Origin of the sequence: Chelatococcus sp. HY11 (assembly GCF_018398335.1) — a bacterium.
Taxonomy (GTDB): domain Bacteria; phylum Pseudomonadota; class Alphaproteobacteria; order Rhizobiales; family Beijerinckiaceae; genus Chelatococcus.
Genome location: NZ_JAHBRX010000001.1, coordinates 2,453,540 through 2,469,289, shown reverse-complemented (window position 1 = coordinate 2,469,289; position 15,750 = coordinate 2,453,540). Strand labels below are relative to the sequence as shown.

General features: G+C 65.6%; 14 protein-coding genes. 2 read left to right on the top strand and 12 right to left on the bottom strand.

The genetic code is table 11. The annotated features are described in order from the left end of the window. The gene (locus tag KIO74_RS11235; protein ID WP_213332061.1) at window positions 1-858 is read right to left on the bottom strand and encodes an amidohydrolase family protein; all 858 of its coding nucleotides are present in this window, start codon (window positions 856-858) and stop codon (window positions 1-3) included. A gap of 140 nt (window positions 859-998) precedes the next feature. Between KIO74_RS11235 and KIO74_RS11230 the strand changes: the two genes are divergently transcribed. Next, on the top strand, window positions 999-1,658 hold the full coding sequence (locus KIO74_RS11230; protein WP_213332060.1) for a TetR/AcrR family transcriptional regulator: 660 nt from the start codon (window positions 999-1,001) through the stop codon (window positions 1,656-1,658). Next, a complete protein-coding gene (locus KIO74_RS11225; protein ID WP_213332059.1) occupies window positions 1,655-2,593 on the top strand; it encodes an FAS1-like dehydratase domain-containing protein in 939 nt (312 codons plus the stop codon). Before KIO74_RS11230 ends, KIO74_RS11225 begins: the two co-directional genes overlap by 4 nt. Window positions 2,594-2,798: 205 nt before the next feature. Here KIO74_RS11225 and KIO74_RS11220 read toward each other — a convergent pair whose 3' ends face one another. The 11 genes from KIO74_RS11220 to KIO74_RS32635 all read right to left on the bottom strand — a co-directional run bounded on the left by KIO74_RS11220 (window position 2,799) and on the right by KIO74_RS32635 (window position 15,518). Next, on the bottom strand, window positions 2,799-3,686 hold the full coding sequence (locus KIO74_RS11220) for an HpcH/HpaI aldolase/citrate lyase family protein (RefSeq protein ID WP_213332058.1): 888 nt from the start codon (window positions 3,684-3,686) through the stop codon (window positions 2,799-2,801). 26 nt (window positions 3,687-3,712) lie between these two features. Continuing rightward, window positions 3,713-4,213, bottom strand: a complete 501-nt coding sequence (locus KIO74_RS11215) for a MaoC family dehydratase (protein WP_213332057.1) — start codon at window positions 4,211-4,213, stop codon at window positions 3,713-3,715. A 33-nt stretch (window positions 4,214-4,246) separates the two neighbouring features. Next, window positions 4,247-6,238 (bottom strand): acetyl/propionyl/methylcrotonyl-CoA carboxylase subunit alpha, encoded by a 1,992-nt coding sequence (locus KIO74_RS11210; RefSeq protein ID WP_213332056.1) that lies wholly within the window; start codon window positions 6,236-6,238, stop codon window positions 4,247-4,249. A gap of 35 nt (window positions 6,239-6,273) precedes the next feature. Then, the gene (locus tag KIO74_RS11205; RefSeq protein ID WP_213332055.1) at window positions 6,274-7,881 is read right to left on the bottom strand and encodes a carboxyl transferase domain-containing protein; all 1,608 of its coding nucleotides are present in this window, start codon (window positions 7,879-7,881) and stop codon (window positions 6,274-6,276) included. A gap of 237 nt (window positions 7,882-8,118) precedes the next feature. Next, window positions 8,119-9,000, bottom strand: coding sequence for an HTD2 family dehydratase (locus tag KIO74_RS11200; RefSeq protein WP_213332054.1), 882 nt, complete (start codon window positions 8,998-9,000; stop codon window positions 8,119-8,121). 63 nt (window positions 9,001-9,063) lie between these two features. Beyond that, window positions 9,064-10,200, bottom strand: coding sequence for a CaiB/BaiF CoA transferase family protein (locus KIO74_RS11195; protein WP_349629180.1), 1,137 nt, complete (start codon window positions 10,198-10,200; stop codon window positions 9,064-9,066). 8 nt (window positions 10,201-10,208) lie between these two features. Continuing rightward, window positions 10,209-11,381, bottom strand: a complete 1,173-nt coding sequence (locus tag KIO74_RS11190) for an acyl-CoA dehydrogenase family protein (RefSeq protein WP_502762048.1) — start codon at window positions 11,379-11,381, stop codon at window positions 10,209-10,211. A gap of 117 nt (window positions 11,382-11,498) precedes the next feature. Further along, a complete protein-coding gene (locus tag KIO74_RS11185) occupies window positions 11,499-12,422 on the bottom strand; it encodes a LysR family transcriptional regulator (protein WP_213332053.1) in 924 nt (307 codons plus the stop codon). A gap of 133 nt (window positions 12,423-12,555) precedes the next feature. Continuing rightward, on the bottom strand, window positions 12,556-14,229 hold the full coding sequence (locus KIO74_RS11180) for an ABC transporter permease (RefSeq protein WP_213332052.1): 1,674 nt from the start codon (window positions 14,227-14,229) through the stop codon (window positions 12,556-12,558). Window positions 14,230-14,235: 6 nt separating this feature from the next. Next, a complete protein-coding gene (locus tag KIO74_RS11175) occupies window positions 14,236-15,201 on the bottom strand; it encodes an ABC transporter substrate-binding protein (RefSeq protein WP_213334940.1) in 966 nt (321 codons plus the stop codon). After that, entirely contained in the window at window positions 15,201-15,518 is a 318-nt protein-coding gene (locus KIO74_RS32635) for a TOBE domain-containing protein (RefSeq protein ID WP_502762109.1), read from the bottom strand. Before KIO74_RS32635 ends, KIO74_RS11175 begins: the two co-directional genes overlap by 1 nt. Window positions 15,519-15,750: the final 232 nt, after the last annotated feature.

Genomic DNA, 15,750 nt, shown 5'->3' with positions numbered 1-15,750 from the left:
TCAGGATTCCTGTGGAAGACCGAGAACGCGCAGGAGGTTGTCACGTAGGAAAAGGCGCTCGGTTGCTTCGTCGAGGCCCAATTGGTCGAACTTCTCGAAGTAACGATCATAGCCGATGTAAGGCCAGTTCGTACCGAAGATCACCTTGCGCTTGCCGCGTGTCTTGAGGAACTGCACGACACTGTCGGGCCAGTGGTCGGGCGCATGGGCGCAGGTGCTGAGATAGACGTTGGGATGCTTCAGCGCCATAGCGATCATCTCGGTCTCCCACGGCCAGCCGATATGGCCGCCGATGATCTTCAGCCGGGGAAAATCAAGCGCGATGCGGTCGAGATGGATAGGGCGGCCGGGCTCGGAGGGCATCAGGCCGGCGGTGTGACCCACCTGCAGCCAGACCGCCATGTCGAGCTCGCAGCATTTGGCATAGATCGGATAAAAGCGCCGGTCATCCGGATTGAGATCGGCCGCGTAGGGCAGCATCCGCAGGAAGCGGAAGCCGTGGTCCCTGGCGCAGCGATCGATCTCCTCGAGCGATTCCATGATGTCGCGCGTCGGGTCGATGCCGACGCCGGGAATGACGCGCCCGGGCATCGCCTTGGTCAGTCCGACCACCCAGTCGTTCTCGACATGGAGGTCACGGGTCTTGCGCGCGTCGTAGCCGCTGACGAGGATCTGCTCGATGTTGTGCCGGTCCATCTCCGCGGCCATCTCTTCCAGCGGGATGCCATCATTGATGACCTCGGGGCGCTTGAAGATATGCTCGAAGATGTGGCGATACTCGGGAAGCCTGCCGTAGCGATGCGCGATCTCCCGTGGCATCGGCCGCACGCTGACGTCGATTGCTGGCGTCCTTGGCATCAGCTCCTCCTGCTTGAGTTTGGCGACCTTGAACATCACAGAGAGAGCGGTCGCTCTGTCTGGAATGATGTCGCACAGAGCGGTCGCTCTGGTCAAGGCCCTCGTTTTCATATACTGAGCATTGCAGATATGAGGTTTTCATGACGCGCAACAAATCCGAGATGCCACGCCGGGAAGAGTTTCTCACGGCTGCGCTCAACCGGTTCGCCAAGTTTGGTTACACGGGCACGTCGACGCGCGATATCTGTGCCGAGGTCGGCCTCGTCCATTCGGCGATCTACAATTACTTTCCGTCGAAAGAAGCCGTCGTGCTCGCGATCGAAGAGCGTGAGATGAAGGCCATGCTCGACGGGCTCGGCGCGGTCATCGAAGCGCCCGGGCAGGATGCGCGCGAGCGGTTGACGGCAACGGTGCGCTACGTGTTCGACCGGTCGATCGTGCGGCGCAACGCCTGGCGTCTCATGGCGGACATGATCCGCTCCCTGAAGCCTCGTGCGCGTAACGCCGTGATCGAGCGGCGCGACCGTTTCGAGACCATGGTGCGCAATGTGCTGGTGGAAGCGGTCGAAGCGGAGATCTTGCCGCCGCAGGATACACGGCTCGCGAGCCTTACGTTGTTCGGCATGGCGGAAGGCATGTCCGGCTGGTTTCGCAAGAATGGGCCCAACAGCATGGAAGAAGTGGTGGATCACGCGACCGCCTTCTTCCTGAATGGTGTCGGCGCCACGCCGGATAATACGGCCAAGGCGACGGAAAAGCCGGCGCGAAAGAAGCGCAGCAAGGCCGTCGCCACGGCATGAACGAACAGGGCGGGGACGCGTCGGCCAATCCAGCGGGGCCTTCGCTCGCGCGGCGTATCGAGCGGCAGATCGGGCGCGTCTTTCCGGCGCATGCGATCGCGGTGACGGCCGAGGCCATCGCGGCCTATGCCGAGGCGATCGGCGATACCGAGGCGGTCCTTGAGCGTCGAGGACAAGCGCGGCCATTCGCGGACATGGCCCTGCCGGCGCCGCCGACATTCCTCTTCACCCTGAGCATCGCCAAGCCAAGCCCCTTCGATGTTTATGAGGCGCTTCACATCGATCAGGCGCGCATTCTGCACGCTGAACAATCCTTCTCCTTCTGGGCGCCGATCGTCGCGGGCCAACGCCTGACCTTCACACCCCGGCTCACGGGCGCTAGCGAAAAGCGGGACGGCGCGCTGGTCTTCGTGACAACGACGACCGCTGTTGCCGACGAGACGGGCCAGAGGGTAGCCGAACTCGGCACAACCATTGCCGTCAGGCAGGAGGCGGCTGGAAATGCGCCGCGCCCTGCTGGTCACCCGGCGATGCCACTTACCATCAAGCCGGCCATCGCCATGCCGCCGGTCACGCCGGAAACGCTTGCGCGTTTCGCGGCGGCTTCCGGGGATCACAACCCCATCCATCTCGACAGCGCCGCCGCCCACGCGGCCGGGCTCGATGATGTCATCGCCCATGGCATGCTGATTGCCGCCTATGCGGGAGGCGCCGCCGGCCGATGGTTCCCGGGGCGCCGCATCGTGCATTTTACCACGCGCTTCACAGGGATGACGCGGCTTGGCGATATCATCAGCCTGTCGATCGTCGCCGGCGAACCGGGGCCGGAGCCCCGTTCCTTCATCATCTCCGCCCATGACCAGTTCGGGGACATGAAGCTCCGGTCGCGGGTCGTTCTGGAGACCGCCACATTCGAGGAGAGCCGCACGAAATAAGCGCGCCTCGCCGCCGTGTCATTCCATCCAAGCACAGCACGCTCTAGGGGCAATCGACATTCAAGTATTGCCGAGAGATACCAGCGTCATCACCGGGCTTGTCCCGGTGATCCCGATAGGAAGGGCGCCTCCATAAATCGGGATGGCCGGGACGAGCCCGGCCATGACAGCTGAGAATGCTGGATGTCGATTGAACCTAAGCGTTCTACGCGCCTTCGCGGTCTGACGGTCCAAGCCGGGCCAGCACGCGCTCGGCGCGCAGGAGATGGGGGCGATCGAGCATCTCGCCGTCGACGCCGACGACCCCCGCGTCAGGATTGGCACGGAATGCCGCGATAACCGCCCGCGCGCGGGTGACCGCCTCTTCGGATGGCGTGAAGGCTGCATTGATCACCGGGACCTGGGCCGGGTGGATCGCCATCTTGGCGACGAACCCGTCACGGCGTCCCTCCCGGCATTCGGCAGCGAGGCCATCGAGATCCCGGAAATTGGTGTAGACCGCATCGACAGCCATGACCGATGCGGCGGCGGCTGCAAGCAAGGTGAGCGAGCGCGTCAGCCGGTAGGGCTCCGTATAAGCGCCGCTGGCGTCACGGTTGGTCTCGGCGCCGACGTCGGCGGACAGGTCCTCGCCACCCCATGTCAGCCCCATCAGGCGCTCGCTCGCGTCGGCAAAGGTTCCGAGCGCGAAGATCCCGCGGGCGCTCTCCGCGGCAAGGGCGAGCACGCGCGTCGCGCCGTCACCGGTGCCGGCCTTCGCCTCCCACACGGCGAGCTTGGTGCCGAGCCGTGCCACATCCGGCCCGCCACAGGCCTTAGGCAGCACGATGCCGTCGGGGCCGGCCAGCATGACGCCTGCGAGATCGTCATCGACCATGCCGGTGTCGAAGCCATTCACCCTGACGTAGAGAAGGGGCCGGTCCGCCTTCTCCTTGGTTGCCGCAATGAAATCGGCCGTAATCCGCCGCGCCTCCGCCTTCGCCCCCGGCGCGACCGCGTCCTCGAGGTCCAGAAGGAGCGCATCGGCGCCCGAAGTCAGGCCCTTCTCGAGCTTGCGCGGGGAATCGCCGGGGATGAAAAGCAGAGATCTCATGGGACCAAGGGATTTCATGGGGCACCCTAAACCGTTGTGCTGCGCTTCAGCATGAAAGCCTGCCTCACGCATTGGGCGACGAGCGTGCCGTCCTGCTTGTAGGCGCGATGGATGAATTCGACGATGCCGGCGTCTGGTCGCGAGCGTGATTCGCGCTTGGAGGCGATCTCGGTCGTCACATTGACGGTCTCTCCCTCGAAGAGGGGCGCCGGGAACTTGATGTCCGTCATGCCGAGATTGGCGATGAGGGTGCCCATCGTCGTGTCGTTGACGGAAATGCCGATCATGAGGCCGAGCGTGAAGAGCGAATTCATCAGCGGGCGGCCCCATTCCGTCTCCGTCGCGCAGAAATGCGCGTCGATATGGAGCGGCTGCGGGTTGAGCGTCATGTTGGAGAATAACATGTTGTCCATCTGTGTTACCGTCCGCGTCAGGCGGTGGCTGATAACGGCACCCACGGTGAAGTCCTCGAAATAGAGCCCTCCACGCGGATGCGGCTGGCGGTGTTCCGGCTGCGTGTCAGGCATGGGCATTCTCCAGGGAGGCGGGTCTCATCGGCATCACGTCTCAAGAGGCTCGAGCAGGATCAGGCTCGCGCCTTCAGCCACCTGCTCGCCGGGCGCTGCGTGGATCGCGGTGACCGTTCCGTCGAAAGACGATGTCAGGACATGTTCCATCTTCATCGCCTCAACGACGGCCAGCCTTTGGCCCTTCTTCACCGTATCGCCGGGCACGACGAGCATCGCCACAAGCTTGCCATGCATGGGTGCGGCAATGCCGCTTCCGCCCGTGAGGTGATCAAGGTCCACGGAGAAGGGATCGTGAAGGCCGACACGCGTCTGCCGCGCGTCCCGGATGACGAGAACGCCGTCGGGGGTCGCTGCCAGCGCTGTCCCGTCCGTGCCGGTTTCAGCTGGCCGCGTGGTGCCGCCCGCCCAGTGCACCGCGATGGCCGACGTTTGATCCGCTGCGGGCAGCCATTCGATACCGATGTCATCGATGCGCTCCCCGTCGACCGTGATGGACAATCCCTGACGGCGTGGCCCCATCAGCTGGAAGGCGTCGCGCGCGTCCCAAGGAGACGGCGCTTCTGAGCCGGGCTTGCGCGCCGTGTCGTCATGGTGATCCGCGAGGAGGGCAAGCACGCCGCGACGGACAGCTTCCGCGTCCACAGGTTGGGGTACGGCGCCGAGACTGTCCAGGTTGCGCTCGATGAAGCCGGTGTCGAAATGGCCGGCTCGAAAGGCGGGGGCCTCGCAGAGCTTTTTCAGGAAGGCGAGATTGGTCCGCGGGCCCGCGATGACCGAGCGGCCAAGCGCACCGGCGAGGCGATCGAGCGCCTCGTCACGCGTCGCGCCGTGGGCGATGACCTTCGCGATCATCGGATCGTAGAACGGCGAGACCTCGTCGCCGGCCTCGACACCGGTGTCCACCCTGAGGCCGTCGTCGGTGGGGAGGCGGAGCGCCCAGAGATGCCCGGTCGATGGGAGGAAGCCCTTTTCGGGATCCTCCGCATAGACCCGCGCTTCCACCGCGTGGCCGTTGATCGCCACGCCACCCTGATCGAACGGCAGCGCCTCGCCCGCCGCCACGCGGAGCTGGAGTTCGACGAGATCGAGCCCGGTGATCGCCTCGGTGACGGGATGTTCCACCTGGAGGCGCGTGTTCATTTCCATGAAGTAGAAGCGGTCAGGCTTCAGGCCCTCGCTGGCGTCGACGATGAACTCGACCGTGCCGGCGCCGACATAGCCCACGGCGCGCGCCGCCTGCACCGCCGCGTCTCCCATGGCCTGGCGCGTCTCCGGGGGCATGCCGGGCGCCGGCGCCTCTTCGATGACCTTCTGGTGGCGCCGCTGGAGCGAGCAGTCACGCTCGAACAGATGCACCACATGGCCGTGGGTATCGGCGAACACCTGGATCTCAATATGGCGCGGGGCGAGGACGTATTTCTCGATCAGCACCCGGGGATCGCCGAAGGCGCCGGCTGCCTCGCGCTGGGCGCTTTCCAGCGCGCCCGCGAAATCGGCCGGCGCATCGACGCGCTTCATGCCCTTGCCGCCGCCGCCGGCGACAGCCTTGATGAGCACGGGATAGCCGATTTCGGCCGCCTTCTCGCCGAGAAAGTCTGGCTCCTGGCGCTCGCCGTGATAGCCGGGCACGACCGGCACGCCCGCCGCCGCGACGAGGGCCTTGGCCGCGTCCTTCAGGCCCATGGCGCGGATGGCGGAGGCCGGCGGTCCGACGAAGGTGACGCCCGCTGCCGCGCAGGCCTCGGCGAATTCTGCCCGCTCCGACAGGAAGCCGTAGCCGGGGTGGACGAAGGCCGCGCCGGTGCGCCGCGCGACGTCGATGATGGCGCTGATATTGAGATAGCTCTCGCGGGCGGGCGCCGGGCCGATGCAATGGGCCTCGTCCGCCATCCGCACGAACAGAGACCCGGCATCGGCCTCCGAATAGACGGCGATGGTGCGCAGGCCCATGCACCTCGCGGTGCGGATGATGCGGCAGGCGATCTCGCCGCGATTGGCGATGAGGACGGCGGCATTTGTCATGATAGTGGGGCTCGTCATCATGGGGCTCGTCAAGGCTACATCCTCAAAACGCCGAACTGGGTGGCCGGAATGGGCGCGTTCAGCGTCGCGGAGAAGGCAAGCCCAAGCACCCGCCGCGTTTCCGACGGCAGGATGATGCCGTCATCCCATAGCCGCGCCGTCGCATAATAGGGGTTGCCTTCCTCTTCGTAGCGGTCGCGGATGGGCGCCTTGAAGGCTTCTTCCTCCGTGGCGCTCCAGGTCTTGCCGTCCGCCTCGATATTGTCGCGCCGCACGGTGGCGAGGACGCTCGCCGCCTGCTCGCCGCCCATGACGGAGATGCGGGCATTCGGCCACATGAACAGGAAACGTGGTGAATAGGCGCGGCCGCACATGCCATAGTTACCCGCGCCGAAAGAGCCGCCGACGATGACCGTGATCTTCGGAACCTCGGCGCAGGCGACCGCCGCCACGAGTTTCGCGCCATCCTTGGCGATGCCGCCGGCCTCGTACTGCCGCCCCACCATGAAGCCGGCTATGTTCTGCAGGAAAAGCAGCGGAATGCGGCGCTGGCAGCAGAGCTCGATGAAATGCGCGCCCTTCAGCGCGCTTTCGGCGAAGAGGATGCCGTTGTTGGCGATTATGCCGACGGGAATGCCCCAGATCCGGGCAAAGCCCGTCACCAGCGTGGTGCCGTAAAGCCGCTTGAACTCGTCGAAGTTCGAGCCATCGACGAGCCGCGTGATGACGTCGCGGATGTCATACTGCTTCTTCAGGTCCGTCGGCACGATGGCGTCGAGATCGCTGATCGCATAACGCGGCTCCCGCGGCGGGGCGATGTCGATCTCCGGACGTTTCCGGCTGTTGAGATTGGCGACGATCCGGCGGACGATCGCGAGGGCATGCACGTCGTCGGTCGCGTAGTGGTCGGCAACGCCCGACTGGCGGGCGTGGACATCGGCGCCGCCGAGATCTTCAGCGGTGACCACTTCCCCGGTCGCAGCCTTCACCAAGGGAGGGCCGCCAAGGAAGATGGTTCCCTGGTGGCGCACGATCACCGTTTCATCGGACATGGCCGGCACATAGGCGCCGCCGGCCGTGCAAGAGCCCATCACGCAGGCGATCTGCGGAATGCCTCGGGCCGACATGGTGGCCTGGTTGTAGAAGATCCGCCCGAAGTGATCGCGATCCGGGAAGACCTCGGTCTGATGCGGCAGGTTGGCGCCGCCGGAATCGACGAGGTAGATGCAGGGCAGATTGTTTTCGCGGGCGATATCCTGGGCGCGCAGGTGCTTCTTGATGGTCATGGGGTAGTAGGTGCCACCCTTGATCGTCGAATCGTTGCAGACGATCATGACCTCGCGTCCCGCGACGCGACCGATGCCGGTGATGATGCCCGCGCCATGGATGGCGTCGTCGTAGAGACCGTGGGCCGCGAGCGCTCCGAGCTCCAGGAAGGGTGTGCCGGGATCGATGAGGCGCATGACCCTTTCACGCGGCAGCAGCTTGCCGCGCGCGATATGGCGCTCGCGGGCCTTCGGCGGTCCGCCTGTCGCCACGACTTCACGCTTGTTCAGGAGGTCCCGCGTGAGGTCCGCCCAGGCGGCGCGATTGGCGGTGGCCACGCTATCGGTCAAGGCGGCGGGAGGATTATGCTGCGTCATGTCGTTTAGCCTTGTTCCGCCCAATATTCTTCTGATCGCGCTTGATTACACATCATAGACAAGCTTGTGTGTTTGAGAACAACCAATAATCTCGATTACGATTGTTTCGCGCCCGCCGTCATCACGGGCAATTTTATTGCCGAACTGCACGCGTTTCATAATCTTATCGATACGCGGCGCGTCTTGCGCATGTCGGCGCAGTGGCTGTGCCCTCCCCGAAACCGCCGTCAGCGGCCGCTACCAAACGGCCTTCGCCTCCATGGTTGTCCACCCATGTGCGTCGGCGGTCCACAGGCGCAGGCTGCCGTCGTCCGCATCGCTGGCGTTCAGCGTGAAATCGGCACCATCGAACAGCGGGCTTACTCCCCGGAAGTCGAACGCCGTGGGTGTGCGTCCGCCCCTGAGCGAGGCCGCGAATTCCACGAGCAGCGTCGCCTGCAGCGGGCCATGGACGACGAGGCCCGGATAATTCTCCTCATCACGGCAGTAGGACCGATCGTAGTGGATGCGATGCCCGTTGAAGGTCAGCGCCGAATAGCGGAACAGCAGTACCGGGCTGCACGGGATAACGCGCTGCCATTGGGCGGCCGGCGTCGCCGGGGGCGAGGGCGTTGCCGCGCCGCCGGCCGGTGCCGCGCCGCTGCGGGGAGGCTCGGCTTCGCGATAGACGATGTCTTGCCGCTCACGGATCGCCAATCCTCGCGCCGTGGTGATGTCATGGTCGACCGTGACGAAGCACAGGGTGCCCGATCGGCCCTGTTTCGCTGTCACGTCGCGGATCACGGAACGACGTGCGACACTGTCGCCGCGCTTGAGCCTGTCATGAAATTCGAGCCGCCCGCCGGCCCACATGCGGCGGGGCAGGGGTGTCGGCGGCAGGAAGCCGCCGCGCGCGGGATGTCCATCCGGCCCCAGCGCCGCCATCGGTGCGATGGGTGGCGCGAGGCACCAATGCATCGTGAGCGGGACATCCGCGCTATCCCATGGCTTCTGCGCGTCACCTGCTATCGTCGCAAGCAATCCGCGAACGAGGCGATCCGTCAGCACGTCACTCGCCTCCTCGGAGCGGCCAATCCAGCCGCGCAGATGCTCGATGTCGAGTTGCGATGCCTCGGTCATCTCGTCTTGTCCTCGTACTGATCTGTCCGCGCGGTCTGCCCCGTCACTGTCTTGCCCTGTCAATCATGGCTTTCCGGCGAATTCGGCGCGGATCGCGTCCGTGTGCTGCCCCAGCGCCGGCACGGGTCCGGGTTGGAGATCCCGCCGCGACGGCGAGCCGACGCTGCGGAATAGGCCGTCGGGAATGGCGACGTCGATGCGTCTGAGGGCCGGGTGGCTGGAGAGATCCGCCACCTGCGAGACATTGGACCAGGCGAGCTGATGACGTTCGAGTTTCTCAATCATCCGCGCCTTTGTTTCGGCGGCGAAGATCGGCTTGATGATTGCGTCGAGGGCTTCGCGGTTGGCGACCCGCGACGGGTTGTCGGCAAAACGGCTGTCCCCGGTGAGGTCCGACCGGCCCAGCACGCCCGCGCAGAACCGCGCCCATTCCTGCGGGTTCTGCACCACCGCGACGATCTCGCCGTCACGGCAGGCAAAGGCGCCATAGGGATAGATGGCGGCGTGGCTCAGGCCGGCGCGTGGCGTCGGCTTTTCCGCATAGTCATGATGCAGCAGCGGCACGCTCATCAGGTCCGCCATCACGTCGAACATGGCGATCTCGATGGCCCGGCCCCGGCCGGTTGCGGCCCGCTCGATCAGCGCCTCGAGAATGGCGGCATGGGCGGTCATGCCCGTCGCCACGTCGGCGATGGACACACCGACTTTGACGGGGGCGTCAGGCGTGCCGGTGACGGCGCACAGGCCGCTTTCCGCCTGGATCAGCATGTCATAGGCGCGCATGTCGCGGAAGCTGGTGTCCTGGGCGTAGCCGACGATGTCGACGGCAATCAGCCGGGGATACCGCGCGACGAGCGCCGCCGAGCCGAGGCCGAGCCGTTCGGTGGCGCCCGGGGCGAGGTTCTGCACGAAGACGTCAGCCTGCGCGACGAGCCGCTCGACAAGGGCGCGGTCCGCCTGATCCTTGATGTCGAGGACCGTGCTTTCCTTGCCGCGATTGAGCCAGGCGAAATAGGCGCTCGTGCCCTTGACGGCCCGGTCGTAGTGCCGCGCGGTCTCGCCGCCGGCGCGTTCGATCTTGATGACGCGCGCACCCGCATCCGCGAGCCGCACGGTGCATGTCGGCGCCGCCACCGCCTGTTCGATGGCGACGACAAGCAGATCCTTCAGCGGGAGCACCGGTTCCTTGGGTGAGGCCATGGCCATCATCAATAAGAGCGCGGCATGCCGAGCACGTGCTCGGCGATGTAGCTGAGGATGAGATTGGTCGAGATTGGCGCCACCTGATAGAGCCGCGTTTCCCGGAATTTGCGCTCGACGTCGTATTCCTCGGCAAAGGCGAAGCCGCCGTGGGTCTGCACACAGGCTTCCGCCGCGGCCCAGGACGCATCCGCCGCCAGCATCTTGGCCATATTGGCCTCGGCGCCACAATCCTTGCCGGCCTCGAAGAGTTCGGCCGCCCGGTGCACCATCAGTTCGGCCGCCCGCATCTGAGCGTAGGCCTTGGCGAGCGGAAACTGGATGCCCTGATTCTGGCCGATCGGCCGTCCGAACACCACCCGCTGGTTGGCATAGGCCGTGGCTTTCTCGAGGAACCACTTGGCATCACCAATACATTCCGAGGCGATGAGGATGCGCTCGGCATTCATCCCCGAGAGGATGTAGCGGAACCCCTTGCCTTCCTCGCCGACGAGATTCTCAGTGGGAATGCGCACATTGTCGAAGAACACTTCCGTCGTCGAATGATTCATCATCGCGCGGATCGGCTGGATGGTCAGGCCGTTGTTCTTCGCCTCACGCATGTCGAGGATGAAGACCGACAGGCCGTCCGTGCGTTTGGCGACCTCGTCCCGTGGCGTTGTGCGGGCGAGCAGCAGCATGAGATCGGAGTAGGCGGCCCGCGATGTCCAGACCTTCTGGCCGTTCACGACATAGTGGTCGCCCCGGCGCTCGGCGAAGGTCTTGATGGAGGTAGTATCCGTGCCGCTGGTCGGCTCCGTCACGCCGAAGGCCTGCAGGCGCAGTTCGCCGGAGGCGATCTTCGGCAGATAGGCGCTCTTCTGGGCATCGCTGCCATGCCGCACCAGGGCGCCCATGATGTACATCTGCGCATGGCAGGCCGCGCCGTTGCAACCCGCCCGCTGGATCTCCTCAAGAATGGCCGCCGCCGCCGAGAGTGGCAGGCCCGCGCCGCCGTAGGCCTCCGGTATCAGCACCGAGAGATAGCCAGCCTCCGCCAGCTCCTGCACGAACGCCTGGGGATAGGCGTCCTCCCGGTCGAGCTTGCGCCAGTATTCGCCGGGGAACTGCTCGCAAAGCTTGCGCACCGCGCCACGAATCTCGCGGATATCATCCGTCTCGCCAGACATCTCGAAGGTCATGCTATCCCACCCACGGCGTTATTTGCCTCTTTTGGATAGCAAGGGGCGGCGCGAGCGTGAAACGCCGTTTCGCTATTTCAGATATGCTGATCCGGCATATTTTTGTGATTGCCGATGCTACTCAAGGATGGCTTTCCAACGTCCCGTCTTCACCAGCGCGGCGACCTCGGACACCGCCATGGCCGCGAATTGCCGAATGGCGGGTGTCGGCGGGCGGTCGATGACGCTGGCCAATACGAGGCGGCGTGTGATCTCGGGCTCGACGATGGGCCGCGCCGAGAGGGTCCCGGCCTCGACATCCGCGAAGACGGACAGGAACGGCAGGATCGTCGCGCCGAGGCCGCGACGGACGAGGTCGATCTGCACCGGCAGGGAATCCGCCTCGACGACCGGCTCGAAGGCATAGCCGGCCTGGGCGGCGACGCTGTCGATCAAGAGCCGCAGGCCGTGCCTGCGGCTCGGCAGCACGAGCCGCAGGTCCGCAATTTCGGCGAGCGCCGCCACAGGCGCCGCGCTTGGCCGCTGTCCGGCCTGTTCGATGAGGAACAACTGCTCGAGCAGCAGGGGCTGAGACCGGATCGTCGATGGCAGCTTGTTCTCGTAGAGAACGCCGAGGTCGATCACGCCGCGCTGCAGCCAGTCCAGCACATGTCCGCTGTAGCCGGAAACCACACGCAGTTTCACACGCGGATGCAGCCGTGAGAATTTCTCGATGAGCACACCGGAGAGCACATCGGCGACTGTCGGCGGCATGCCGAAGGATACCTCGCCCGTGAGGACCGCCTGTTCGGACTTGATCTCCGCGCGCGCCTGCTCGATCTCGCGCAGGATCACCGTGGCGCGCGCAAACAGCGCCGCGCCCTGGTCGGTCAGCTCCACGCCCCGGCCGTGCCGGCGAAACAGCTGCGCGTCGACTTCGGCTTCAAGGGCCTGGATCTGGCGTGTCAGCGCGGACTGGGCGATGTGCAGTCGTTCAGCGGCGAGGCTGATGCTTCCGAGTTCCGCGACATGCACGAAGGTACGTAATTGCTTGACTTCCACCGATTTCCGTCTCGCCGCAGATGTCCGGACCATTGTCCTTCTACCTGAACTCGGCGCGCCGATCTGCAAGATGTTTGGGCGAGAGCCAGAAGCGGAGAGCCCCAAGTGGAGAGCCCCAAGCCGAGGGTCCAAGTCAGGCGGTGCGATCGACCTTGCGGGAGAGCAGCGCGAAGGCAAGCGAGATCAGGGTGGTGACGCCGATGGTGACGGCGCTCATGGCCATGCCGAGCTGCACGGAGCCCTGGTCGAACTGGCGCCAGATGAAGGTGGCGATGGTCTGCATGCCGACCGGCGCGAGCAGGAGCGAGGCCACCAGCTCCCGCGACGCGATCGCGAAGACGATCAGCATGGCGGCGATCAGGCTTGGCGCGATGAGCGGCAGCAGGACCCGCGTGAAGGTGACGATCGGCTTGGCGCCAGAGACGCGCGCGGCCATCTCGAGGCTTTCGCCGACCTGGCGGAAGGCGGCATTGGCATAGCGCACGGGGTAGGGCAGCAGGATGCAGCAATAGGCCAGCAGCAGGATCAGTGGCGTGTTGTAGGGGCTCGCCGGCCACCAGGGCTGGTTCCAGGCGAGGATCAGCCCCACGGCGACGACGACACCGGGAATGGCATTGGGCAGCACCGTCAGGGCATCGAGGACCTGCCTGCCCTTGAGTTTCGTGCGCACCACGAAATAGGCGGATGTCGCGCCGAGAACGCCGGTCGCGAGAGCTGTGGCGAGGCCGAGCAGGAGGCTGTTGCGCAGCGCCTCGACGCCGCCGGAGGCACCCTCGGCCATCGCCAGAAAGTTGTCGACGCCGAGATTGGACAGGGCGAGGCCGCCCGAGATCGTACGCGAGAAGGCCGTCGCCAGGATCGCGAACAACGGCGCGATCGTCGACAGCAAGGTGACAACCGCGAAGAGCAGGATAACCGGCAGGGTCCACGCGCCGAGCGCGTGCCGCGTCGTGTCCGCCGAGCGGCCGCCCACGGTCTCGTAGGACCGCGAGGACAGGAGCCAGAGCTGCAGACCGAAGGCGGACAGGGAGAGCGCGACCAGCACGAGCGAGAGCGCCGATGCGCCCGACAGGTCGATCGGCCAGTCGGACACGCGCGTGTCGATGGCGGTGACGAGGACGTCGAAGCCGGCGCGCGCGCCAAGCGCCGCCGGCGTGCCGTATTCCTCGATCGTCATCGCGAAGACGATGAGCAGGCTTGCCACGATGCCGGGCGCTGACAAAGGCAGGGTGACGCGCAGAAAGGCGCGCCAGGGCGTGGCGCCGGCGACGCGTGCCGCGTCGGTCAGCCGGTTGCCTATGGCTCCCACCGTCCGCGATACCGCGAAATAGATCGCCGGGAACACGTTCAGCGTCATGACGATCGCGACGCCCCAGAAGGAAAACAGGAGCTTGCCGAGATCGAACCCCGCGATCTGGAAAAGATAGCCGCGCGGCTGCAGCGTCATGATCCAGGCGAGCGCCGCGATATAGGGCGGGATCATGAAGGGCACGAGCAGCAGCACATCCCACAGCGACGCGAGCGGCACGCGGAACAGGGCGCGGATGACGCCGAGCGGAATGGCGATGAGTGAGGACAGGGCGACCACCACCACGCCGAGCGTGATGGTGTTCAGCGTCAGCCCCAGCAGCTTGCTGTCGGAAAAGGCTTCGACGAGCGCGCTGAACGGCGCGGCCAGCGAGCCTGATCCGAAGTTGGGAAAGATGGCTTGCAGCAGTACGAAAGCGAGAGGGAGCGCCACCACGACGAGGAGACCCGCCACTGTCGTGAGAACAAATCCCTGATCGGCGCGTCCCCCACTGATCACGGCTGCTTACTTTCCGCCGGTCGCGGCGTTGAAGCCGGACAGGATTTCCTTGCGGGCCGCATAGACCTTGTCCGTGTCCACGGAGATGATCTTGAGGTCGCCGATCAGCGGACGGTCGGCCTTCACGTCGGTACGCGCCGGCATGAGGTAGACCTTGGCGACCGCGGCCTGTCCTTCGTCGGACAGCACGTAGTCGATGAAGGCCTTGGCGCTGTCGGGCTGCTTGGACCAGTTGAGGATCAGCATCGGCCGCGGCGCGATCACCGTTCCGGACGTGGGGAAGATAACCTCGATGCTCTCGCCCTTCGCGGCCCCGCCGAGCGAGATGTAGTCGACCGCGCCGAACACGGCGGCCTTGGCGCCCTGCAGCACCGGCGTCAGCGCGGCGGCATTGGCACCGGCCACGACCATGCCATTGGCGTTCAGGTTCTTGAACAGCTGGAAGTTCTCGCCCTGGAGCGCGGCGACCAGCTCGAAGGTCGCGCCGGATTCAGCCGGATCCGGCATGGTCACGAGGTCCTTGAAGGGCGGCTTGGCGAGATCGGCCCAGTCGGTCGGGCGCGGCGTGCCGCTCTTCGGGTTCCAGGCGATGGCGAGCGCGGACACGCCCTGCGCCACGGCATCCTTGGTCTTCAGGAAGTCCGGCACCTTCGCCGCATTCGGGCTGGTGTAGGGCAGGAGCCAGCCGCGCTTGCTGAAGTCCGTCGCCGTATCCCAGGAGGCGGAGATCAGCACGTCGACGACCGGGTTGCTGGCCTCGGCCTCGATGCGCGCCATGACCTTGCCGGTCGTGCCCTGGAACACCGACACGGGGATCTTGGTCTTCGCCGTGAAGCCCTTCGCCAAGGTTTCGATGAGATTGGCGGGGCCAGCGGAATAGACCGTGATCTTCTCCTGGGCGGTGGCCGCCGTGGCGAGGCCGAGCGTGATCGCGCCGACGATAAGTCCTTTGGCCAGAAATGCTCTACGCATCATGGTGTGGTCTCCAGTGCAGCTGGACGGGCTGCCTCGCTCGGAAAGAAGCGCAGTCGGTCCATGGAAATTTTCAGGGCTATGGTTTCGCCGATCGCCGCCCGGCTCGGAGCGATCACGATGACGGACAGGCCGGGCGCGCCGTCCTCGCCGAGGCGCACGGTCAAGAGATAATGATCGCCGCGGAACAACGCGCGTGTGACGGTGCCGGGCAGTGTCTGCGGCCCGGACAGGCAGGGCACCAGCGAATCGCGGCGCAGCAGCAGCCGGCCGTGGCGCGCGCCGTCGCCGCCGACCGGAAGTCGGCCAATGACCATCCGGGCCGCGGGGACGTAGATGTCCCCCTCCCGGATCTCGACATCGGCCATCGTTCCGAGGTGGAGGAATTCGCAGACATCCGGCGAGGCGGGGTCACTGACGAGGCGTTCCGGCGGATCAAGCTGAATGATCTTGCCGGCACGCATCACCGCGACGCGATCCGCCAGCCCGAAGGCCTCGGCGTGGTCATGCGTCACGTAGACCCCACTCAGGCCGAGTTCGCGGATCAGT